Source organism: Methylibium sp. (assembly GCF_965279545.1).
In the GTDB taxonomy this organism is placed as follows: Bacteria; Pseudomonadota; Gammaproteobacteria; order Burkholderiales; family Burkholderiaceae_C; genus Methylibium.
Window position 1 is genome coordinate 12,693 of the sequence record NZ_OZ257250.1, and the last position, 21,470, is coordinate 34,162.

General features: G+C 70.2%; 22 protein-coding genes and 1 riboswitch. Of the genes, 2 read left to right on the forward strand and 20 right to left on the reverse strand.

What is annotated here, in order from left to right; genetic code table 11:
- Positions 1–69 precede the first annotated feature (69 nt).
- The 20 genes from tolA to ACQY9S_RS00145 form a co-directional block, all read right to left on the reverse strand.
- Positions 70–906 carry a cell envelope integrity protein TolA gene (tolA, locus tag ACQY9S_RS00050; RefSeq protein ID WP_428422535.1) on the reverse strand — a complete coding sequence of 279 codons (837 nt, stop codon included), beginning with the start codon at positions 904–906 and terminating at the stop codon, positions 70–72.
- Positions 903–1,331 (reverse strand): protein TolR, encoded by a 429-nt coding sequence (gene tolR / locus ACQY9S_RS00055; protein WP_428422536.1) that lies wholly within the window; start codon positions 1,329–1,331, stop codon positions 903–905. Before tolR ends, tolA begins: the two co-directional genes overlap by 4 nt.
- A gap of 15 nt (positions 1,332–1,346) precedes the next feature.
- A complete protein-coding gene (gene tolQ, locus ACQY9S_RS00060) occupies positions 1,347–2,036 on the reverse strand; it encodes a protein TolQ (RefSeq protein WP_428422537.1) in 690 nt (229 codons plus the stop codon).
- On the reverse strand, positions 2,033–2,455 hold the full coding sequence (gene ybgC, locus ACQY9S_RS00065; protein ID WP_428422538.1) for a tol-pal system-associated acyl-CoA thioesterase: 423 nt from the start codon (positions 2,453–2,455) through the stop codon (positions 2,033–2,035). The genes tolQ and ybgC overlap by 4 nt, the downstream gene beginning before the upstream one ends.
- A 14-nt stretch (positions 2,456–2,469) precedes the next feature.
- Positions 2,470–2,958, reverse strand: coding sequence for a TssQ family T6SS-associated lipoprotein (locus ACQY9S_RS00070; RefSeq protein WP_428422539.1), 489 nt, complete (start codon positions 2,956–2,958; stop codon positions 2,470–2,472).
- A complete protein-coding gene (locus tag ACQY9S_RS00075; protein WP_428422540.1) occupies positions 2,955–4,418 on the reverse strand; it encodes a serine/threonine-protein kinase in 1,464 nt (487 codons plus the stop codon). The genes ACQY9S_RS00070 and ACQY9S_RS00075 overlap by 4 nt, the downstream gene beginning before the upstream one ends.
- A gap of 108 nt (positions 4,419–4,526) precedes the next feature.
- Positions 4,527–5,708 (reverse strand): pyridoxal phosphate-dependent aminotransferase, encoded by a 1,182-nt coding sequence (locus ACQY9S_RS00080; protein ID WP_428422541.1) that lies wholly within the window; start codon positions 5,706–5,708, stop codon positions 4,527–4,529.
- Between the two features lie 40 nt (positions 5,709–5,748).
- Complete coding sequence (gene nusB / locus ACQY9S_RS00085; protein ID WP_428422542.1) at positions 5,749–6,273, reverse strand: transcription antitermination factor NusB; 525 nt, start codon at positions 6,271–6,273, stop codon at positions 5,749–5,751.
- The gene (ribH, locus tag ACQY9S_RS00090; RefSeq protein WP_428422543.1) at positions 6,270–6,752 is read right to left on the reverse strand and encodes a 6,7-dimethyl-8-ribityllumazine synthase; all 483 of its coding nucleotides are present in this window, start codon (positions 6,750–6,752) and stop codon (positions 6,270–6,272) included. Before ribH ends, nusB begins: the two co-directional genes overlap by 4 nt.
- A 48-nt stretch (positions 6,753–6,800) precedes the next feature.
- A complete protein-coding gene (gene ribBA / locus ACQY9S_RS00095) occupies positions 6,801–7,895 on the reverse strand; it encodes a bifunctional 3,4-dihydroxy-2-butanone-4-phosphate synthase/GTP cyclohydrolase II (RefSeq protein ID WP_428422544.1) in 1,095 nt (364 codons plus the stop codon).
- A gap of 95 nt (positions 7,896–7,990) precedes the next feature.
- Positions 7,991–8,608, reverse strand: coding sequence for a riboflavin synthase (locus tag ACQY9S_RS00100; RefSeq protein ID WP_428422545.1), 618 nt, complete (start codon positions 8,606–8,608; stop codon positions 7,991–7,993).
- A gap of 74 nt (positions 8,609–8,682) precedes the next feature.
- Complete coding sequence (ribD, locus tag ACQY9S_RS00105; RefSeq protein WP_428422546.1) at positions 8,683–9,816, reverse strand: bifunctional diaminohydroxyphosphoribosylaminopyrimidine deaminase/5-amino-6-(5-phosphoribosylamino)uracil reductase RibD; 1,134 nt, start codon at positions 9,814–9,816, stop codon at positions 8,683–8,685.
- Between the two features lie 25 nt (positions 9,817–9,841).
- Positions 9,842–10,930 (reverse strand): type IV pilus modification PilV family protein, encoded by a 1,089-nt coding sequence (locus ACQY9S_RS00110; protein WP_428422547.1) that lies wholly within the window; start codon positions 10,928–10,930, stop codon positions 9,842–9,844.
- 6 nt (positions 10,931–10,936) lie between these two features.
- Positions 10,937–12,235, reverse strand: coding sequence for a pilus assembly PilX family protein (locus tag ACQY9S_RS00115; protein ID WP_428422548.1), 1,299 nt, complete (start codon positions 12,233–12,235; stop codon positions 10,937–10,939).
- Entirely contained in the window at positions 12,232–12,900 is a 669-nt protein-coding gene (locus tag ACQY9S_RS00120; RefSeq protein WP_428422549.1) for a PilW family protein, read from the reverse strand. Before ACQY9S_RS00120 ends, ACQY9S_RS00115 begins: the two co-directional genes overlap by 4 nt.
- A 34-nt stretch (positions 12,901–12,934) precedes the next feature.
- Positions 12,935–13,360, reverse strand: coding sequence for a type IV pilin protein (locus ACQY9S_RS00125; protein ID WP_428422550.1), 426 nt, complete (start codon positions 13,358–13,360; stop codon positions 12,935–12,937).
- Positions 13,361–13,363: 3 nt separating this feature from the next.
- Positions 13,364–13,894: a GspH/FimT family pseudopilin gene (locus ACQY9S_RS00130; protein WP_428422551.1), complete on the reverse strand. Its 531-nt coding sequence runs from the start codon at positions 13,892–13,894 to the stop codon at positions 13,364–13,366.
- Between the two features lie 150 nt (positions 13,895–14,044).
- Positions 14,045–14,488 carry a transcriptional regulator NrdR gene (gene nrdR, locus ACQY9S_RS00135; protein WP_428422552.1) on the reverse strand — a complete coding sequence of 148 codons (444 nt, stop codon included), beginning with the start codon at positions 14,486–14,488 and terminating at the stop codon, positions 14,045–14,047.
- A 101-nt stretch (positions 14,489–14,589) separates the two neighbouring features.
- Positions 14,590–15,840 (reverse strand): serine hydroxymethyltransferase, encoded by a 1,251-nt coding sequence (gene glyA, locus ACQY9S_RS00140; RefSeq protein ID WP_428425842.1) that lies wholly within the window; start codon positions 15,838–15,840, stop codon positions 14,590–14,592.
- Positions 15,841–15,905: 65 nt separating this feature from the next.
- A riboswitch (ZMP/ZTP riboswitch) is annotated at positions 15,906–16,018 on the reverse strand.
- Between the two features lie 51 nt (positions 16,019–16,069).
- Positions 16,070–16,984 carry a transglycosylase SLT domain-containing protein gene (locus tag ACQY9S_RS00145; protein WP_428422553.1) on the reverse strand — a complete coding sequence of 305 codons (915 nt, stop codon included), beginning with the start codon at positions 16,982–16,984 and terminating at the stop codon, positions 16,070–16,072.
- Positions 16,985–17,184: 200 nt separating this feature from the next.
- Between ACQY9S_RS00145 and ACQY9S_RS00150 the strand changes: the two genes are divergently transcribed.
- Positions 17,185–18,762 (forward strand): UbiD family decarboxylase, encoded by a 1,578-nt coding sequence (locus ACQY9S_RS00150; protein ID WP_428422554.1) that lies wholly within the window; start codon positions 17,185–17,187, stop codon positions 18,760–18,762.
- 490 nt (positions 18,763–19,252) lie between these two features.
- Positions 19,253–21,448, forward strand: coding sequence for a type I secretion system permease/ATPase (locus ACQY9S_RS00155; RefSeq protein WP_428422555.1), 2,196 nt, complete (start codon positions 19,253–19,255; stop codon positions 21,446–21,448).
- Positions 21,449–21,470: the final 22 nt, after the last annotated feature.

Consider the following 21,470-nt stretch of genomic DNA (forward strand, 5'->3'; position numbering starts at 1 on the left):
CGACAGGCATCGTGCAGAACCCGGGTTCGGCTTCATCGAGCCCGGCGTCGCCGCCAGGGGCGGCAGACCCTAGAAGTCGCGCGGGCGGAAGTCGATCGTCATGGGCGAATGCACGCGGCCGTCGGTGTCGCGCGGCAGGATCTCGGTCTTGTCGATCGCACGCAGCGCGGCTTCGTCCCAGGCCGGCACGCCGCTGGACTTGACGAGCCGGCGGCCGACGATCGTGCCGTCGGGCGCGACCTGGATCTCGACCGACGCGAGCGGGTTGCCTTCGATGTCGTCGGCGAACACCACATTGGGCTTGATGCGCGCCTTGATGCGCCCGGCGTAGCTGGCCGAGGGCCCGGCGCTCTGTGCGGCGGTGCCGGTGCTTCCCGGCGCGCCCGTGCCGGCCGCCTCTGCCATGACGCGGTCGAGCTGCTGCCTGCGCACCGCCTCCTGCTTCGCCTGCCGTTCGGCTTCGGCCTTCTTCTTCTTGTCGGCCTCGCGCTTGTCGGCTTCAGCCTTGGCCTGCTCCTGCTGATCGTGTTCCTTCTTCTTGCGCAGGGCGTCTTCCTTGCGCTCGTCTTCCAGTCGCTGCTTCTCGAGCTTTTGCTTCTGCTCGCGCTTCTCGCGCGCGATATCGGCATCGCGGTTCGGCGGCGGGGGCGGCGGTTCGACCTTGGCTTGCGGCTCGGGTTTCGCAGGCGTGGGCGTCGGCTCCGGCGGGACGGCCTTCGGTGCGGCGATCTGCGGCACCGCCGCCCACAACTCGGCCTCGACGCCGGCCGGCTCGGAGGTGCGCCAGCTGACGCCCAGGCTCAGCGCCAGCACCAGCAATCCGTGGGCGATCAAGGCCAGCAGGGCAGCGCGCGACAGCCCGCCGGGCGGGCGCGGTCGCAGGTCGTCGAGCAGGGTGGCGTTCATGTCCCCGTGGTCTTGACGGACAGGCCCACGCGCTGCACGCCGGCCTTCTGCAGCGTGTCCATCACCTTCACGACCTGCTCGTACTTCACGTTGCGGTCGGCGGCGATGATCACCGGCGCATTGGCACTGCCGTTCTGCAGTGCCGTCACGCGGCTCGCCAGTTCGCGCAGCGAAGTGCGCACGGCGTCCTTGCCGTCGACGCGCAGCTTCAGGCTCTCGTCGGTGCCGACGACGATCTCGATCACCTTGTCGGGTTGGCGCTTGGCCTGGCCGACCGAGGGCAGGTCGACCACGCCGGTCGTGATGAGCGGCGCGCTCACCATGAAGATGATCAGCAGCACCAGCATCACGTCGATGAAGGGCACCATGTTGATCTCGTTGATGGTGCGGCGGCGTGAGCCGTGGCGGGCGCTGACATTGGCCATGCCGTGCTCCCGGCCTCAGTGTCCGGCCACCTGGCCGATGTTGCGCTGGAGGATGTTGGAGAACTCCTCGATGAAGGTCTCCATCTGGATCGCGATGCGGTCGATGTCGCGCGCGAAGCGGTTGTAGGCCAGCACCGCCGGGATCGCCGCGAACAGGCCGATCGCGGTGGCCACCAGGGCCTCGGCGATGCCCGGAGCGACCGTGGCCAGCGTCACCTGCTGCAGGTTCGCGAAGCCGGTGAAGGCATGCATGATCCCCCACACGGTGCCGAACAGGCCGACGTAGGGCGACACCGAGCCGACCGAGGCGAGAAAGCTCAGGTGCGACTCCACGGTGTCGAGTTCGCGGTGGAAGCTCGCGCGCATCGCCCGCCGCGAGCCGTCGAGCAGCGCACCGGGGTCGGCCACGCGGCGCTCGCGCAACTTCATGAACTCGCGCATGCCGGAAGCGAAGATGCGGGTCATCGGACCGGCGTTGTCGGCCTTCTTGGTCGCGTCGGCGTACAGATCCTGCAGGTTCTGGCCCGACCAGAACTCGCGCTCGAAGCCTTCGTTGAGCGTGCGCACGCGCTTGAGGCCGAACAGCTTGCCGAAGATCACCGTCCAGCTGGCGAGCGACACCGCCAGCAGCGCGACGATGACCAGTTGCACGATGAGGCTCGCGTGCAGCACCAGCTGGAAGATGGACAGGTCTTGTGAGTTCATGCGAGGGCTTCGAGAAGAGAGGTCGGAATGCGGCGCGGGCGGAAGGTTCCGCTGTCCACACAGCCGATGCGGATCGTGCCTTCGGCCAGCAGCGCCTCGCCTTCGGGGTCGCTGCGCCAGCATTGTTGCGCGAGCTGCAGGCTGGCCTGCCGGCCTTCGCGCACGGTGACGCTCACCTGCAGCAGGTCGTCGAGGCGGGCCGGGCGCAAGTAGCGCACCGCCGTCTCGCTGACGATGAACATGACGCCTTCGCTGGTGCGCAGCATTTCCTGCTCGAAGCCGAAGGCGCGCAGCCATTCGGTGCGCGCGCGCTCGAAGAACTTCAGGTAGTTGGCGTAGAACACCACACCGCCGGCGTCGGTGTCTTCCCAGTACACCCGCAGCGGGAAGCGGAACTCGGGGATTGCGGGGCGCGGCAAGATCGGGACGGCGCTCAGGGTGCAGCCACGGTGCGGCGGTAGACCGGGCCCCAGAGCGGATGGCCGGCTTCGGCCTTGCTCAGGGTGAAGCCGGCGTCGGCCGTTCGCGCGGCGCGGAACGCCGCCTCGCAGGCCTTGACGCGCTGGCTGGTGCAGTAGATGAAGGCCAGGGTCTTGTGGGCGGCGGCCCGGTCCTTGGGGGAGGCCAGCCCGGCTTTCAGTGCGGTGCCGAGGCGCTGTTCCGCGAGTTTGTACTGACCGTCGTCATAGGCGCGCACGCCCGCCAGCAAGGCCTGTTCGGCCGGCTGTGCACTGAGTTCGATCACGCTCACCGGCGGCGGTGGGGGCAGCGGCGGGGGCGGCGGTGGGGGTGGAGGCGGCGGTGGTGCTTGCGCGGGCGCTGGTGCAGGCACCGGTGCGGGTGCCTGCGGCAGCTGGGCGCAGCCAGCCAGCACCAGCAGCGCAACGAGCGGGACGAGGCGAGGTGACAGGGTGGGGTTCATGGTCCGAAACGATGCTTGACGACGACGCTCTCGTTCGGCTCGACGTCCACGGTGATCACGTGGGCCGCATAGCCGCTGTTTCGCAAGGTCACGGTGTGGCGGCCGGCGGGCAGGCTGAGCTGGTTGAGCGGCGGAGCGATCCCCTGCGCCTTGCCGTTGACCTCGATCTCGGCCCAGGGGCTGATGGCGAGCTGAAGCACGCCGCTGGTCGCGACCGCGCGGGCGGCGGGGGGGGGTGCTGCCGCGGGGGTCCGCGAGGCGGCGGCCGGCGCTTCGACCGCCACCGGAGCCTGCGAGGCGGCCGGCACCGGCGCGACCTGGGTCGACGCCACGACCGGCGCATCCGCCGCAGCGTCACTGCGTTGCGGCGTTGCCAGGCCGTGCCAGAGGCCCAGGCCGATCAGCGCGGCGCCGAACACTGCCGCGCCAGCGAGCGCCGCCTGCTTCCAGCGGCTCGCGGTCGGCGGCGTGTCGTCCTCGCCCGACTGCAGCGCCTCGGGGTGGGCCTGCAGCCACTCGTGCAGGTCGCGCGACAGGGCCCGCGCCGAGCGCGGTCGGTCCTCGGGGCGCTTGGCCATCGCGCGCGCGGCGATCGACGCCAGCGCGGGCGGCACCGCGGTGCTCACCTCGTCGGCCGATGGCGGCGTGAAGCTGCACACGGCGTCGGTGATCGCGGTGAGCGAGTCGCCCTCGAAGGCGCGGTGCCCGGTCAACAGCTCGTACAGCACGACACCGAGCGAAAACACATCGGTACGGCGATCGGTCGGCTCGTGGCGCACCTGCTCGGGCGCCATGTAGTGCGGCGAGCCGCCGACGGCACCGCCGCTGTCGCGCGCATGGGCGATGCTCGCGATGCCGAAGTCCAGCACCTTCGGCTGCGTGCGCCCGACCATGAAGATGTTGGCCGGCTTGATGTCGCGGTGGACGATGCCCTTGCTGTGCGCGTAGGCCAGCGCGTCGGCCACGCGGCGCATGATCAGCACCGCCTGGCCCACGGTGGGCCGCCAGCCCTCGCTCAGCAAGGCCCGCAAGTCCTTGCCCTTGAGCAGTTCCATCGCGATGTAGGCGCCCTGCGGGCTCAGGCCCGCGTCGAACACCGTCACGATGTGTGGATGGCTCAGGTGCGCGGCCGCGCGCGCCTCGTGCAGGAACATCGCATTGAAGGGTTCGCGCGCATCGGTCTCGAGCGGCGTGCGGGCGCCGGCCGGCATCAGGTTCAGCGTCTTGATCGCGACGCGGCGCGACAGCAACGGGTCGTCGGCGGCATAGACCGTGCCCAGGCCGCCGTCGCCGATGCGGTACTTGAGCGCGTAGCGGCCGATCTGGCCGATCGTCGGCAGCGGCCCGCGGGTTTCTTCGGGCGGCAGGTCCGCCATCAGCACCGTGTCTTCGATCTCGGCGTTGTCGATCGCCTGCTGCAGCGAACCGGGCGGAGGGGACAGGATGGGAGCGCTTTCCACGCCGCGGAGCTTAGACGATGCCATCGGAGGCCTCAACCAAGGTCGACACGGGCCGGCGAGCGGCGTGGTAACGGCGTGTCACGTGCGGGTCTCCAAGCGTGACGCAACTCACACCAGAACGCGGCGCAAGCGCGCCACGGCCTGCTCGAGCTGCGGCAGGCCGCTGGCGAAGGACAGCCGCAGGTGCTGCTCGGTGCCGTTGCGGCCGAAGTCCCGGCCGGGGGTCAGCGCGACGTGTGCCGAGTCCATCAGCTCGAAGGCGAAGTCCCAGCTGCTGCGCGCGAAGGCCGAGCAATCGGCCCAGGCATAGAAGGCGCCGTCGGGCAGTACCGGCACCGGCAGGCCGAGCGACTCGAGCGCCGGCACGATGTAGTCGCGCCGCGCCTGGAAGGCAGCACGGCGGCGCTCGTACTCGGCGATCGAGGCCGGCTCGAAGCAGGCCAGCGCCGCGTGCTGCGCCACGCTCGACGGGCAGATGAAGAGGTTCTGCGCCAGCTTCTCGACCGGGCCCACCAGCGCCGGCGGCAGCACCAGCCAGCCGAGCCGCCAGCCGGTCATGCTGAAGTACTTGGAGAAGCTGTTGATCGACACCACGTCCTCGCCGTGCGCGAGCGCGGAGTGGCCGTAGGCGGCGTCATAGCTCAGGCCGAGGTAGATCTCGTCGACCAGCGTGACGCCGCCGCGCGCGCGCACCGCCTGCGCGATGCGCTGCATCTCGTCGGCGGCGATCGAGGTGCCGGTCGGATTGGACGGCGAGGCCAGCAGCACGCCGCGCGTGTGCTCGCGCCATGCCAGCTCGACGCCGGCCGCGTCGGGCTGGTAGCGCTGGCGCGCGCCGCAGGGCAGCAGCACCGGCGTGGCGTCGACGGCGGCGACGAAATGGCGGTTGCAGGGGTAGCTCGGGTCCGGCATCAGCACCTCGTCGCCGGCCTCGAACAGCGCCAGGCAGGCGAGCTGCAGCGCGGCCGAGGCGCCGGCCGTGACGACGATGCGCTGCGGGTCGATGTCGAGCGCGAAGCGCTGCGCGTACCACCCCGACAGCGCCTCGCGCAGCGCCGGCAGCCCGGTTGCGGGTGTGTACTGCGTGCGGCCCTCGGCGAGGCAGCGCCGTGCGGCTTCGAGCACCGGCGCAGGCGCCGTGAAGTCCGGCTCGCCGATGTTCAGGTAGATCATCGGCTCGCCGCCGCGCAGCGGATCACAGGCCGGGCTGGCCGCGATGCGCGCTGCGGCCTTGGCGCACTCCAGCACGTAGAAGGGCTCGATGTGGTCGAGGCGCCGGGCGAGCTTCATGCGAGCGACAGAAGAAGGCGCCCGTGGCGCTCGCCGTCGATCAGTCGCGGGGCGCGGTGGTGCGCCGGGCCTGCACCTCGACCGGCCGCAACTCGGCGGCGGCCTTGTCGAGCACGCCATTGACGTACTTGTGGCCGTCGGTGCCGCCGAAGCTCTTGGCGAGTTCGACCGCTTCGTTGATCGCCACCCGGTAGGGGATGTCGATGCAGTGCTTGAGTTCGTAGGTGCCGATCATCAGCACGCCATGCTCGATCGGCGACAGCTCGGTGGTCTTGCGATCGACGTGGCGCGCGAGCAGCGCATCGAGATCGGCGGCCTCGGCCAGGCAGCCGTGCAGCAAGGCGTCGAAATGCACCGCGTCGGCCTGCTTGAAGCCGTCGAGCTCGCGCATGTGGGCGTCGATCACGCCGGCCTCGCTGCCGGAAACGAGCCACTGGTACAGGCCCTGGAGCGCGAACTCGCGCGAGCGCCGGCGCGACGACTTCTGCGCCGGCTTCTTGCCGCCCGGTCGGGCACCGCCGGGCAAGGGGGGGCGAGCGACGCCATCGGTGTCATGCGGGGTCACGAGAGCTCTTCCATCAGATTGGCCATCTCGACGGCGACGCGTGCGGCGTCGCGGCCTTTCTCGTCGGCGCGGGCCCAGGCCTGGGCCTCGTTCTCGACGGTGAGGATGGCGTTGGCGATCGGTGTCTCGTGATCGAGCGAAACGCGGGTCACGCCGGCGCCGCTCTCGTTGCTGACGAGTTCGAAATGGTAGGTCTCGCCGCGGATGATGCAGCCCAGCGCGATCAGCGCGTCGAAGTCCTGGCGGCGGGCCATGGCCTGCAGCGCGATCGGCACTTCGAGCGCGCCGGGCACCGAGACGTGCTCGATGTGCTTGGCCGACACGCCGAGCAGCTCCAGCTCGGCCAGGCAGGCCTGCGCGAGCCGGTCGGTGAGCGCGGCGTTGAAGCGCGCCTGCACGATGCCGATGCGCAGGCTTTCGCCGACGAGCTCGGCGACGGTATTGCCGAAGATCGTCGTCTGGGTGTCAGCGTCTTGCATCGAAACCTCGCGGTAAAAAAGCAGGTCTCGGCGGCACCGGGCGCTGCGTCATTGCGCAGCCACGAAGCCGGTGACCTCGAGTCCGTAGCCGACCATGCTGGGCATGCGGCGCGGGCTGCCCAGCAGCTTCATGCGGACGATGCCCAGTTCGCGCAGGATCTGCGCGCCGACACCGTAGGTGCGCAGGTCCATCTGGCCGCGCGATGCCGGTGGCGCGTCGGGGCCGGCGGTCAGCTGCTGCAACAGGCCTTCGCCGGCTTCGCCGCAGTTCAACAGCACCGCAACACCCCTCTCCGCCGCACGCAGCGCGGCCAGCGCCTTGGGCAGCGGCCACGAGTGTCCGCAGCGGCCGGCATCGAGCAGGTCCAGCACCGACAGCGGTTCGTGAACGCGCACCAGCACTTCGTCGTCCGCACCCCATTGCCCCACGCTCAAGGCCAGGTGCAGCCGCCCCGAGCGGTCGCGAAAGGCATGACAGTCGAACGGCCCTTGCGGCGTGATCAGCGTGCGCTGCGCCACGCGCGTGATGAGGGATTCGTTGCGGCTGCGGTATTCGATCAGGTCGGCGATGCTGCCGATCTTCAGCCCGTGTTCCCTGGCGAACAGCACCAGGTCGGGCAGCCGCGCCATCGTGCCGTCGTCCTTCATGATCTCGCAGATCACCGAGGCGGGTGTCAGGCCGGCCATCAGCGTGAGGTCGCAGCCGGCCTCGGTGTGTCCTGCGCGCATCAGCACGCCGCCGTCCTGGGCCTGCAGCGGAAAAATGTGTCCGGGCTGGACCAGGTCACTGGCTTTTGCCTCGCGCGCCACGGCTGCCTGCACCGTGCGGGCGCGGTCGGCGGCGGAGATGCCGGTGGTCACGCCGGTGGCGGCCTCGATCGAGACGGTGAACGCGGTGCCGTGCTGGGTGCCGTTGCGCGCGGCCATCGGCGGCAGTTGCAGGCGCTCGCAGCGCTCGCGGGTGAGCGTGAGGCAGATCAGGCCGCGGCCGTACCTGGCCATGAAATTGATCGCCTCGGGCGTGACATGCTCGGCGGCCATCACGAGATCGCCTTCGTTCTCGCGATCCTCCTCGTCGACGAGGATGACCATGCGGCCGGCGGCGAGCTCTGCGATCAGCTCGGGAACAGGGGAAAGTGCCATGGTGCGATTGTAGGTGGCGGGTCAGGGCGGCACGGCGCCGCGCGCCGTGCCGCCGCGCGGTGCGCAAGCTGCGGGCGAGCGGCCTTGCCGCGGACTCAGCGGCTGCCGAGCATGCGCTCGACGTAGCGCGCGATCAGGTCGATTTCGAGATTGACCCGGCTGCCGGCGGTCAGCGTGCCGAGCGTCGTGTGTTCCACGGTGTGCGGGATCAGGTTGATGCTGACCTCGGTCGTTTCCGCGTGGTCGCTGACGCGGTTCACCGTCAGGCTCACGCCGTTCACGGCGATCGACCCCTTGTAGGCGAGGTAGCGGCCCAGTGCGCGGGGGGTGGTGATGCAAAGGTCCCACGACTCGCCGACCGCGGCGAAATGCGTCACCGTGCCGACCCCGTCGACATGGCCCGACACCAGGTGGCCGCCGAGCCGGTCGTTCGCGCGCAGGGCCTTCTCGAGGTTGACCGGCCCGGGGGCAGCCAGGCCCGCGGTCTTGTCCAGGCTCTCGGCCGAGATGTCGACCGTGAACCAGCCGGCATCGGCGTCGAAGGCGGTGACGGTCATGCAGGCACCGTTGAGCGCGATGCTGTCACCGGGCTGCACGTCGGCGAGGTAGCCGGTCGGCGTGGTGATCGTGAGGCGTTTGCCGTGAGTGGCGTCGGCACCGAGCGGTGCGACGTCGTGAAGGCGGCCGATGCCGCTGATGATGCCGGTGAACATGAGCCTGATTGTCTCAGCGTGCGCGGCCCCGCGCCGCTGCGGGGCCAAGGAGGCGGTTCGGCCCGGTGCCCGATTCAGAAGTTCGCGCGCCCGGGGGGCCGGGCGATCACGCGCAGGTCGGTGCCGACACGGTCGACGCTGACGAATTCGAGGGCCAGGCCCTCGGCCAGCGCCGTCAAGGGCCCGAAGCGCGCCATCTCGCGCCCGGCGCCGAGCATCAGCGGCGCCAGGTAGACGAGGAACTCGTCGACCAGGCCGGCCCGCACGAAGGAGCCGCTGAGCTTGCTGCCCGCCTCGACGTGCAGTTCGTTGACCTCGCGCTGCGCCAGGTCGTCGAGCATTGCGGCCAGGTCGACCTTGCCTTCGGGGTTGGCGCAGGTCAGCACCGAGATGCCCCGCTCGGCCAGCTCGCGCACCTTGGGAGCCGCGCTGCGCGCGAGCGCGCTGGCGGTGTAGACCAGCCGTTCGCCCGGCGGAGCGAGGATCCGCGCGCCCGGCGCGATGTCGAGCTTCGAGTCGATGACCACCCGGCGAGGCTGGAGCGCGGTGTCGACCAGCCGCACGTCGAGCCGCGGATCGTCTTCGATCACCGTGCCGATGCCGGTGAGCACGGCGCCGGCGCGTTTGCGGTAGGCGTGGCCGTCGGTGCGGGCCGCCTCGCCGGTGATCCACTGGCTGACGCCGTTGTCGAGCGCGGTGTGCCCGTCGAGCGAGGCGGCGATCTTGAGCCGCACCCAGGGGCGCCGGCGCAGCATGCGCGACAGGAAGCCGATGTTGAGCTCGCGCGCGGCGATCGCGACCGGGTCCTGCGCGTCGAGCACCACCACCTCGATGCCGGCGGCGCGCAGCCGCGCAATGCCGTGGCCGGCCACCAGCGGGTTCGGGTCCTGCAACGCGACGACGACGCGGGCCACGCCGGCGTCGATCAGCGCATCGCAGCAGGGCGGCGTGCGGCCGTGGTGCGAGCACGGCTCGAGCGTGACCCAGGCGGTGCCGTCCCGCACGGTGTGGCTTGCCGCCTGCGCCGCGCGCAGCGCCATCACCTCGGCGTGCGCCGCGCCGGCGCGCTGGGTGTGACCGCTGGCCAGCAGCCGGCCCTCGGCGGTGGTGATGACGCAGCCGACGCGTGGATTGGGATCGGACACGCCGATCGCGTCGGCGGCGCAGCGCAGCGCGAGCGCCCAGGAGTCGGAGGGATGGAGCTTCACCCCCCGACGATAACGCGAGGTGCGCTCAGGGCTGGTGCAGCACGGTGCCGGCCGGGCAGGTTCCCGCGTCCAGCAGCAGGAAGTTCTGGTGGTGCAGCGAGCGGGTCACGAGCGTGTACATGCCCGGGTGGTCGTCATTGAGGGTCGTGGCCGCTGTCGTCGTGTAGCGGCACACGGCCTGCGTGCCGGCGGGCGCCGGTTCGATCCGCGACTGGCCGGACCATGCCGGCGGCGTGCCGGCATCCGCGTCGTGATCGCCGGGCCGCATCAAACAGGCGTAGGAGCGCATGCCGACGAGGCGTCGGCCGTCGTTGTGATCGACCGCGTCGCCGACGTGGCACTCCGGTGCGGCCAGCAGGGACTGGGCCGCCGCGAACGACAGGCCGGTGACGGCGGCGGCCCAGGTCCCCGTCAGATCGCCGCGGAGCAAGGTGGCCTGCAGCGGGTTGCAACTCGTGCCGATGTTGGTGTCGGCGCCCGGGGCGGTCGCGCATTGCGCGACGACCACACCGCGGGTTTCGTCGAACACGAGGTAGCCACCGCTCGGTCCCTCCCAGCGCAGGACGCTGCGGCCGCGATTCGGCCCGCCCAGGCGCGTCGCCCCGATCGGGATGTCGAGGCTGCGGTCCTTCGGGCGCAGCACGGCGGCACTGTCGCTGCGGGGCAGGCCCAGGCTGCCGGCATCGGCGGGGTCGGCCCGCGCGATGACCGAGCTCAGGTGCACGTGCGTCAGGCCCGCGTCGCCGCTGCGGTCGGTCCACTCGACCTGGGCGTCGACGAGTCGATAGGGGTCGTCGGCAGCACCGTGCACCTGCCAGCTGCGTGCGAAGCGGGTGTTGCTGTCGATGCTGGGCACATCGCTGCCGCTGGCCAGATCCGCGTAGGCCGTCTTGCCGGTGGCGGCGAGCACCTGCTCGAAGCTGCGCAGTTCCTCCAGCTTGGACTCGGCGAGCTGGGTGGCCTCGGTACGCTGGCGCGCGACATCGGCATGGCGCGACAGGGCAACGTGCAGGCCGCTCAGTGCGAGCACCCCGATCGTCAGCACCACCAGCGCGATCAGGGCCTCGATCAGCGTGAAGCCCGGTGCAGCGGAACGGAGCCTGGCGTATCGCATCGCGTCTCAGGGGTTGAAGCTGCAGGCTTGCATGGGATCGTTGCCGGCGCAGCGGCCGTCGCGCCAGCTGCCCGGCACGCGGGCCAGCAGGCCGTTGCCGATGCGCAAGCGCTGCAGGACCTCGGGGCTGTACATCACGCGGCCGGCCGCGCTGCCGGCCATGCTGCCGCGCGCGACCAGGGCGCCCTGCAGGTCGATGTCGCCGCCGGGGCTGAAGTCGGCGGCCTGCGCATAGAGCAGTCCGTACGCAGGAAAGCTGCCGTTGAAGCGCAGCTGGCCCGCGACGATCACGATCAGCGGCCGGTCTGCGCTGCCAACCGAACCGTCCGGCCAGCCAGCGGCATCGAGCTGCAGGTCGCCGTCGACGAAGAAGGTGGTGTGACCCTCGGCATGCGCGGACAGCATCGCCGTGCCGCAGGACACGGCGGTGCACCCCGAGAGGCGCCTGGTGGTGGCAGCCGATGCGAACCGGGCCGTGTCGCTGCCGAAGAGCGCCGCGAAGAATGCATCGCCGGTGGCGTCAGCCGACGCCAGGCCTGCCAAGGCCTCGTCGTGCTTGACGAGCGCGTTCTCGACTGGGCTGCCGGGCAGGGTCGTTAGTGCCCCGTTGCCGGTGACCACGATGTCGCCGCCGGCGTCGATGGCGAGCCCGTGAGTGGCGTGATCGAGGTTCGCCAGCTGCCAGCCGTCGAGCGTGGCGCTGCCGCCGGCGGTGAGCGCGGCGACCGGGAGGGTTCTCAACGCCGGGCGCAGCTTCAGCACGATTTGCGCGACGGCCGTGGCGTCGGAGGGCCCTGGCCCGGATCCCGGCACGCACTGCGTGCCGCGGCTGGAGCAGCCGCGCACGGTGAGCCGCAGGCTTTGCGGATCTCCGGGCACGGCGGCGAACTCGATCGTGAAGCTGGGATCGTCGCCCTCCAGGGCGGTCGGTCCGCCCGGGGCCGGGCAGCTGCACGACAGGCCCTCGGCACCCAGGCTGCAACCGGGGCGCAGCGTCGTGACCGGCACGAACCCCAGGTCAGCCGACATCGGCGCATAGCGGTCGCGGAACGAGGTGGGCTGGCCTTCGGTCGGCCGGCAGCGCGCATCGAGGTGGCGGCCTTCGTTGAGCAGCGCCTGGGCCCACTCGAGGCCCGCCTCGGCCAGCTCGAAGGCCCGTGTCGAGCGGTACTGGTTGGCCGAAGTGCGCTGCTCGAAGACCAGGCCGCGGTTCTCGAAGGCCGCCATGATGGTCATCGCCAGCAGCAGGATCATCGCCACCGCGAGCGCCGCGGCGCCACGCTGGCGTGCGGCGCTGGGCCTCATGTGGTCGACGCAGGGCAGGCGGCGATCGACAGTTCGTCGTTGCGCACGTGCACCGATTCGCGGATCTCGCGCACCACGCCCGGATCGGTGGCCGACTGGCCGCGCAATTCGATCAGGTAGCTGCGGACGTGCAGTGCGGGGCACCCCGCGCTGCCGGCGGCGCAGGCGGGCAAGCAGAACTGCCCCAGCGGCACCGTCATGATCTGCGGCGTGACCGAGAAGCGCACGACGCGCACGGTGCCCGGATCCGTCACGGCCTGCCAGCTGCCGCCGTTCAAGGTCTGCAGCGTGTCGGTGGCCAGCCGAAAGCCGGTGGATTCGGCGGCATCGACCGTGTCGTTCTCGATCGCGTCGCGCGAGAAGCTGTAGGTCACGGTTGCTGTCGCGGTGCTGCCGGCCGGAGCGATCAGCCGGTAGGGATTGAGCCCACCGCCCGGCGCAGCCTGCCAGTAGCCGGCGCGGCGCAGGTCGCGCGCGATCAGATCGCTGGCGGCCCGCATGTCCTGGTGAACGCGAGCCTCCAGCAGCAGCCGGCGGCTGTCGCGCAGGTGATCGACGAACAGCTTGAGGGCGCCGCTGACGATGAAGAGCGCCACCGCGCAGCCGATCAGCAATTCGACCAGCGAGAGCCCCCGTTGGCGTGCAAGCGGTGTTGGTATCGACATGGCAGTTCAACGAGCGTGGCGGCGGCGCCAGGGCTCAGCGATTCCAGCAGGTGCCGGCCGCCGCGGAGCCGGTGGACGAGTAGGTCGTGTTGCCGCCGCTCAGGGTCACGCTCAGGCTCGAGCACAGGGTGTCGGACGCCTGCGACTCGGCGGCGCTGGCCGTGGCGGTGTAGCCGTGAGCGGCACTGTCGGAGATCGCGACACGGTAGCGGCCCGAGCCGGGGGGCGACAGGCCCAGCGCGGCGAGACTGCCGGCGTAGGTGGTGTTGTTCGCTCGCCAGCGCTCCTGCGCCTGCTGCACCTGTGCCAGCGCAGCGATGGCATCGAGCCGGCGGCTCTTGTGCAGCTGAGCCATGAAGGCGGGGTAGGTGACCACGGCCAGGATGCCGACGATGGCCAGCGCCATCATCAGCTCGACCAGACTGAAGCCGCCGGCCCGGCCGCCTGCGCGCTGTGCCATGGCTCAGCAGGCGCGGTAGCCGCTGAACTCGGCACGGGGCGAACACGAGCGCACCCGGCCCATGATGTTCACCACGTGGTGCACCGTGCGACCGTCGAGACCGGTGACCCGGATCGTGGCCGCCGGCGTGCTGGTGCCGTGCCGCGGCTCGTAGACGATGGAGCCCACGTTGGCCTGCACGCTGGCACGACTCCCGGCCGGCAGCAGCACGGTCTTGATCTGCTGGGCTTCGCCGGTGCACGACGGGCTGCCGTCGGCCTGGCAACCGCAGGCCGACGCCGCGCCCGTGTGCAGCACGTAGCAAGTGCCGCCGTCCGGCAGCGTGACGAAGCTCGCGCGCAGCGCCTGGTTGCGGGCGACGGCCTCGGAGCGCAGGAACTGCAGATCCGTGGCGAGTTCGCTGGCCACGCCCTCGGTGTGGCGGTGTTGCAGCAGGTCTTGAAAGCCGGGGAGGGCGAGCGTCGCGACGATCGCCAGGATCGAAAGCGTGGCACCCGCTTCGACGAGGGTGAAGCCTCGTTGCCGCTGTCGCATGGAATCCCTCCCGAGCCGTCGTGGTGACGATGGGGGCCAATCTAAGCCCGAAGCGCATGCGTCGCTTCGCCCTGACGGGGGAGTCGAAGGGGGAGGGCTGGAGGGTCGGGCCGGGGCGGCCGCAGCGGAGCCGGTGACAGCCGAGGCGGCTCAGATGTCCTTGATGAGCCGGCTGAACTCGTCGACGCCCTCGAAACTGCGATACACCGAAGCGAAGCGCACATAGGCCACCTTGTCGAGCTTCTTCAGCTCGCGCATCACCATCTCGCCGATCTTCGCGGAAGGCACCTCGTTGGCTGCCGTCGCGAGCATCTTCTCCTCGATGCGACCGAGGGCCGCATCGACCTGATCGATGCTCACCGGCCGCTTGCGCAGCGCCAGCATCATCGAAGCGCGGATCTTGCCGCGGTCGAACTCACTGCGGCTGCCGTCCTTCTTGACGATGGCCGGCATCGCCAGTTCGGCGCGCTCGTAGGTGGTGAAGCGCTTGTCGCAGGCGGGACAACGCCGGCGGCGACGGATGACGTCGCCCTCGTCGGACTCCCGGGTCTCGGCGACCTGGGTGTCCTCGTGACCGCAGAACGGACAGCGCACTTACGTCCGCCCCGGCAGGCTCAGGCCAGAGCCGGGCCCCGCACAGGCCGGCCCCGGGGGGCAGTGCCAGGGTGCCGTCGCCTGCGTGGGGACGCGCATGCTCAGCGGTAGACCGGAAACTCGCGGGTCAGCACCGCCACCTTGGCACGCACGGCCGCGAGATTGGCCTCGTCGTGCGGTCGGTCCAGCACGTCGGCGATCAGGTGCGCGGTCTGCACGGCCTGCTTCTCCCCGAAGCCGCGCGTCGTCATCGCCGGGCTGCCCAGGCGGATGCCGCTGGTCACCATCGGTTTTTGCGGATCGTTCGGGATGCCGTTCTTGTTGCAGGTCATGTGCGCCTGGCCGAGGATGGCTTCGGCCTCCTTGCCCGTCAGCCCCTTGGGGCGCAGGTCGACCAGCATGACGTGGCTTTCGGTGCGACCCGACACGATGCGCAGCCCGCGTTCGGCCAAGGTGCGCGCCAGCGCATCGGCGTTCTTGACGACCTGCTGCTGGTAGGCCTTGAACTCGGGCTGCAGGGCCTCCTTGAAGGCGACCGCCTTGGCGGCGATCACGTGCATCAGCGGGCCGCCCTGCAGACCGGGGAAGATCGCGCTGTTGATCTTCTTGGCGATGTCCTCGTCGTTCGCCAGGATGATGCCGCCGCGCGGGCCGCGCAGGCTCTTGTGGGTGGTCGAGGTCACCACGTCGGCGTGCGGCACCGGGTTCGGGTAGACGCCCGCGGCGATCAGGCCGGCGTAGTGCGCCATGTCGACCATGAAGTAGGCCCCGACGGCCTTGGCCACCTTGGCGAAGCGCTCGAAGTCGATGCGCAGTGCGTAGGCCGAGGCGCCGGCGATGATGAGCTTGGGCTTGTGCTCGCGGGCCAGCCGCTCCATCGCGTCGTAGTCGATCTCTTCCTTGGCGTTCAGCCCGTAGCTCACGACCTTGAACCACTTGCCGCTCATGTTCAGGGCCATGCCGTGGGTCAGGTGACCGCCTTCGGCCAGGCTCATGCCCATGATGGTGTCGCCAGGCTGCAGCAAGGCGAAGAACACGCCCTGGTTGGCCTGCGAGCCGGAGTTCGGCTGCACGTTGGCGAAAGCGGCGCCGTAGAGCTGCTTCAGGCGGTCGATCGCGAGCTGCTCGACGATGTCGACATACTCGCAGCCACCGTAGTAGCGCTTGCCCGGGTAACCTTCGGCGTACTTGTTGGTCAGCTGGGTGCCCTGGGCAGCCATCACGGCCGGGCTGGCGTAGTTCTCGGACGCGATGAGCTCGATGTGCTCTTCCTGGCGTCGGTTCTCGGCCTGGATGGCCGACCAGATTTCGGCGTCGATATTCGCGACGGTGGATTGCTGGCGATCGAACATGGTGGCGGTTCTCATCGATCAGGAGGGACCCCCTGGCGCGTGGCACCCGGAACACGGGCGCAACCGAGGGCTGCCCAGGCGAACGGCGGAACGGATCTGTACAGAACTTCCGGCAGCGCTCCCCGGTGGTCGACCACCTCGGCCCGAAGGGGCCTTATCGCCAGTCACGCTGCGAAAGCAGTTTACCGGAGCGCTGTGCGGCGCTCCGGCATCGGCGTGCCGTAATGCGTCAGCGCAGGGCCAGCTGCTGGGCTGCGGCGTGCCGTTCTTCAGTGGTTCCGTCCGGTGCGGCGGGGGCAGTGGCTTCGGCAGGCGCCACCACCGGCACGGCCGCCGGCGGCACGATCAGCGGTGCGGTCACCGCGACATTGCGCCCGGCCGCCACGGAGCGCAGGTGCGACTGCTCGGCCAGCACCTTGCCGGCGTAGCCGCCGTCGTCGGTCAGGTTGGCCGCACCGACGTAGTACCGCAGGCCGGCTTCCAGGCTGCCGGCGCGGGAGATGCACTCCTTCAGCACCTGCACGCCGACCCGCAGGTTCGTGACCGGATCGAAGGCCGCATGGTTGCCGCCGAAGGCTTCGTACTTGTCGTCGTGGACCCGGGTCATGACCTGCATCAGGCCTTGCGCGCCGACCGAACTCTGCGCGAACGGATTGAAGCTCGACTCGATGGCCATGATCGCGAGGATCAGCGTCGGATCGAGCTTGGCCCGCTGCCCGACCTGCCAGGCTTCCTGTACGAGGCGGCTGACCGGCTCCGGGGCGACGCGGTAGCGGCGCGCCAGCCACGACGCCACCGCGGCTTGCTGGCGGTCGAGGTCGCTCAGGTCGGCCGCCGTGGCGCGGGTGACCGCGTCGCGCTCGCCCAGCGCCACGGCCAGTCCGGCCAGCGAGGTGTCGGCTTCGGCGCGTGCCTCCTGGCGCGTCTGCAGCCAGCCCAGCGCGCTTTGCTCCAGCGAGTGACGCAGGTCGGCGCGGCCCACGAAGAACAAAGACAAGGCCACCACCACCAGTCCGACCAGCGCGAGCGAGTTGTGGCACACCTCGAGCAGGCCGTGGCCTGCATCCTTCAAGAACACCGCCACGGGGCGGCCCAGCGTGGCGGCCAGGTGGCGCAGCGGCTGGTGAGACGGGAGTGCTGTCATGCCTCTCCTTTCGATGAGCGTTGGGCGTCGGGACGGGCCCGTACCCCACAGCGATAATTTGCCCGCCGCTGCGATCGTGTCGCTCTGCATGGGGGCGACTGCGTCGGTGCGGGCTCTCCCTTGCGGGAACCGACCGAAGTGTAGAAAGGCTTCTAATAACCGGTCAACACTATCAAATCGCTCTCTAATAGCCAAAAAGTATGAAATACCGCGATCTGCGCGAATTCCTGAGCGGTTTGGAGAAGCTGGGCGAGCTCCGGCGCGTTCCAGAGCCAGTGTCGGCGCGGCTTGAAATGACAGCACTCAGTGACTTGGTGCTGCGCAGCGCCGGCCCGGCGCTGCTGTTCGAGCAACCCGTCTCCGAGCGTGGCAGTTACAAAATTCCGGTCTTGACAAACCTGTTCGGCACGCCGCGCCGGGTCGCGCTGGGCATGGGGGCGGCGGACGCCACCGAGCTGCGGGAGGTCGGCCGCTTGCTCGCCAGCCTGAAGGAGCCGGAGCCGCCGAAGGGGCTGAAGGACGCCGGCAGGCTGGTTCAACTGGGCAAGGCCCTGTGGGACATGAAGCCGGCCCAGGTGCGCAGCGCGCCTTGCCAGCAGGTCGTGCTGGGCGGCTCGGAGGTCGACCTCGGCGCCCTGCCGGTGCAGACCTGCTGGCCGGACGACGCGGGCCCGCTGATCACCTGGGGGCTCGTCATCACGCGCGGGCCGCAGGGCGGGCCGAGTCCGCGGCGGCGCCAGAACCTGGGCATCTACCGCCAGCAGGTCATCGGGCCGCGCCAGACCATCATGCGCTGGCTGGCCCACCGTGGCGGCGCGCTCGACTTCCGCGACTTCGCGCTGGCCAACCCGGGCCGGCCCTTCCCGATCGCCGTGGCGCTGGGGGCCGACCCGGCGACCATCCTGGGCGCCGTCACGCCGGTGCCCGACAGCCTGAGCGAGTACCAGTTCGCCGGCCTGCTGCGCGGCAGCCGCACCGAGGTTGTCGAATCGGGCGTGGGCGAGGGCGACGTGAGGCTGCAGGTTCCCGCCAGCGCCGAGTTCGTGCTGGAGGGGCACATTCCGGTCGCGCCCGCCGGCTACCGCGGGACCAGCCCGCATGGCGTGCCGCTGCAGGAGCGCGGCGGCTACCTGCATGCGCTCGAAGGCCCGTTCGGCGACCATACCGGCTATTACAACGAGCAGGACTGGTTCCCGGTGTTCGAGATCGACCGGATCACGCACCGCCGCGACCCGATCTACCACTCCACCTACACCGGCAAGCCGCCCGACGAACCCGCGATCCTCGGCGTGGCGCTGAACGAAGTCTTCGTGCCGATCCTGCAGAAGCAGTTCCCGGAGATCACCGACTTCTACCTGCCGCCCGAAGGCTGCAGCTACCGCATGGCGATCATCAGCATCAGGAAGAGCTACCCTGGCCACGCCAAGCGCGTGATGTTCGGCGTGTGGAGCTTCCTGCGCCAGTTCATGTACACCAAGTTCATCGTGGTGACGGACGACGACGTCGACATCCGCAGCTGGCAGGACGTGATCTGGGCCGTCACCACGCGCATGGACCCGGTGCGCGACACCACGCTGGTCGACCAGACGCCGATCGACTACCTCGATTTCGCCTCGCCGGTCTCGGGCCTGGGCGGCAAGATGGGCCTGGACGCCACCAACAAGTGGCCCGGCGAAACGGCCCGCGAGTGGGGCCGGGCCATCAAGATGGACGCCGCGGTGGAGCAGCGCGTTGCCGCGATCTTCCAGGCCCTGATGCCGACGGCCGAGCGCCGCTGACCGCTGACACCGCCATCGCCGGGCCCGAGGTCCAATCGGCGACGCCCGTGCCATAGCGCAGAGAGCGTTGCAAGGCCGGTGTCGTGCGCCTAGTCTTGTTGGGCCTGCAACGCAGGCAAACCTCAGGACGCAGTCACTGCGTGCCAGGAGCCCTGGACCATATTCCTCCAGAGCTCCAAAGGTGGCGCTGCCACCTAGCCCCTCCCACCGTGACGGTCGGGAGGGGTTTCTATTTCCAGGGCTGAATTGCCCGTGAGGCGGCACGTGGCGCTTTTGCGCCACCGAGCGCGCCCCCCTGTAAGGTCTTACAGGTCCCCTCCTCGGAGGGGGACCGCGAACCGCAAGCCGTCGCCTACCCTGCCGCGCAACAAGAGTGTCGCGTCAGGGAGAAAGCGGCTTGTCGAATGCAACGGGAGGAGGGGCGGTTGCCGCCGGTGGGCGCACTGCCGATGAAGAAGCGCGCGCCGAATCGGCAGCGGCCGGCGCTTCGGTGCCTTCGGGCCTCGCGGCCTTGTGCCTGCTGGCGCGATTCCATCGTGTCGCCGCCGAGCCGGCGGCCGTCATGCACCAGCTCGGCAAGAGCCCCAGCGAGCCCTGGTCCACCGCGGACCTGCTCCTCGCCGCCAGGCACCTGGGCCTGAAGGGCAAGCTCACCGCTACCTGCCCCGACCGCCTGCACCTGACCCCGCTCCCCGCGCTGGCGCTGCTGCGCGACGGCCGCGCCGTCGTCCTCGCCCAGTGCGATGGCCAGCGCGTTCTGCTGCAAGACCCGAGCGGCCAGCTCCAGGGCGGCCGCCCCGTCATCGAACCGGTGGCGGTCTTCGCCGAACAATGGACCGGCGAACTCCTCCTCGTCAGCAGCCGCGCCAGCCTGGCCGGCGAGCTCGCCCGGTTCGACTTCAGCTGGTTCATCCCCAGCCTTGTCAAGTACCGCAAGCTGCTGGGCGAGGTGCTGGTCATCAGCCTGTTCCTGCAGCTGTTCGCGCTGGTGAGCCCACTGTTCTTCCAGGTGGTGATGGACAAGGTGCTGGTGCACCACGGCCTCACCACCCTGGACGTGCTGGTCATCGGCCTGCTGGTCGTGGTGGTGTTCGAGAGCGTGCTCACCACGCTGCGCACCTACGTCTTCAGCCACACCACCAGCCGCATCGACGTGGAGCTCGGCGCGCGGCTGTTCCGCCACCTGCTCCACCTGCCGCTGGCTTACTTCCAGGCTCGCCGCGTCGGCGACTCGGTGGCCCGCGTGCGCGAGCTCGAGAACATCCGCAGCTTTCTCACCGGCAACGCCCTCACGCTGCTGCTCGACGTGCTGTTCTCGGTGCTCTTCATCGCGGTGATGCTGTTCTACAGCGTGCCGCTCACGCTGATCGTGCTGGCGAGCCTGCCGCTGTATATGGCCCTGAGCCTGCTGCTGATGCCGGTGCTGCGTGCCCGCCTGAACGAGAAGTTCGCCCGCGGCGCCGAGAACCAGGCGCTGCTGGTCGAGAGCATCACCGGCATCCAGACCGTCAAGGCCAACGCGCTGGAGCCGGCCATCGCCAAGCGCTGGGACGACCAGCTCGCCGCCTACGTGTCGGCCAGCTTCAAGACCAGCACCCTGGCCAGCTACGGCCACGAAGGCATCAACCTGATCGGCAAGCTGGTGGGTGCCGCCACCCTGTGGTACGGCGCCCGGCTGGTGATGGACCAGCAGCTCACCGTGGGCCAGTTCGTCGCCTTCAACATGTTCGCTCAGCGCGTGGCCCAGCCCATCATGCGCATGGCCCAGCTGTGGACCGACTTCCAGCAGACCGGCATCTCGATGGCGCGGCTGGGCGACATCCTCAACACCCGCACCGAAGTGCCGCCGCAGGCCGCGGCCCAGCTGCCACCGCTCAAGGGCCGCATCCAGTTCGACCAGGTGTCCTTCCGCTATCGGCCCGAGGCGCCGCCGGTGCTGCACGGCCTGAGCCTGGACGTGCGGCCCGGCGAAGTGATCGGCATCGTCGGCCGCAGCGGCTCGGGCAAGAGCACCCTCACCAAGCTCGTGCAGCGCCTCTACACCCCGGAGCAGGGCCGCGTGTTGGTGGACGGCATCGACATCAGCCTGATCGACGCCGCCCAGCTGCGCCGCCAGATCGGCGTGGTGCTGCAGGAGAACCTGCTGTTCAATCGCAGCGTGCGCGAGAACATCGCCATCACCGATCCGGCCGCGCCGATCGCGCAGGTGATGCAAGCGGCCCAGCTGGCCGGCGCGCACGAGTTCGTCAGCGAGCTGCCCGAGGGCTACGACACCGTCGTCGGCGAGCAAGGCACCGGCCTCAGCGGCGGCCAGCGCCAGCGCATCGCCATCGCCCGGGCGCTGTTCACCAACCCGCGCATCCTCATCCTCGACGAGGCCACCAGCGCGCTCGACTACGAGAGCGAGGCCATCCTGCAGCGCAACATGGCCGCCATCTGCCGGGGCCGCACCGTCATCGTCATCGCTCACCGCCTGAGCTCGGTGCGCCAGGCCCACCGCATCATCGTGATGGACAAGGGCCGCATCGTCGAAGCCGGGCCGCACGAGGCGCTGGTGGCCCAGCCCCAGGGCCTGTATGCGCACCTGTGGAGCATGCAGGCCGGCCTGGTTCCCTCTCCTCCCACCGACCCGGCCGCCGCCTCGTCCGTCCCGACTCCCTCTCCCTCCGGGAGAGGGCCGGGGTGAGGGCGCGCGGCGCCAGCACCGA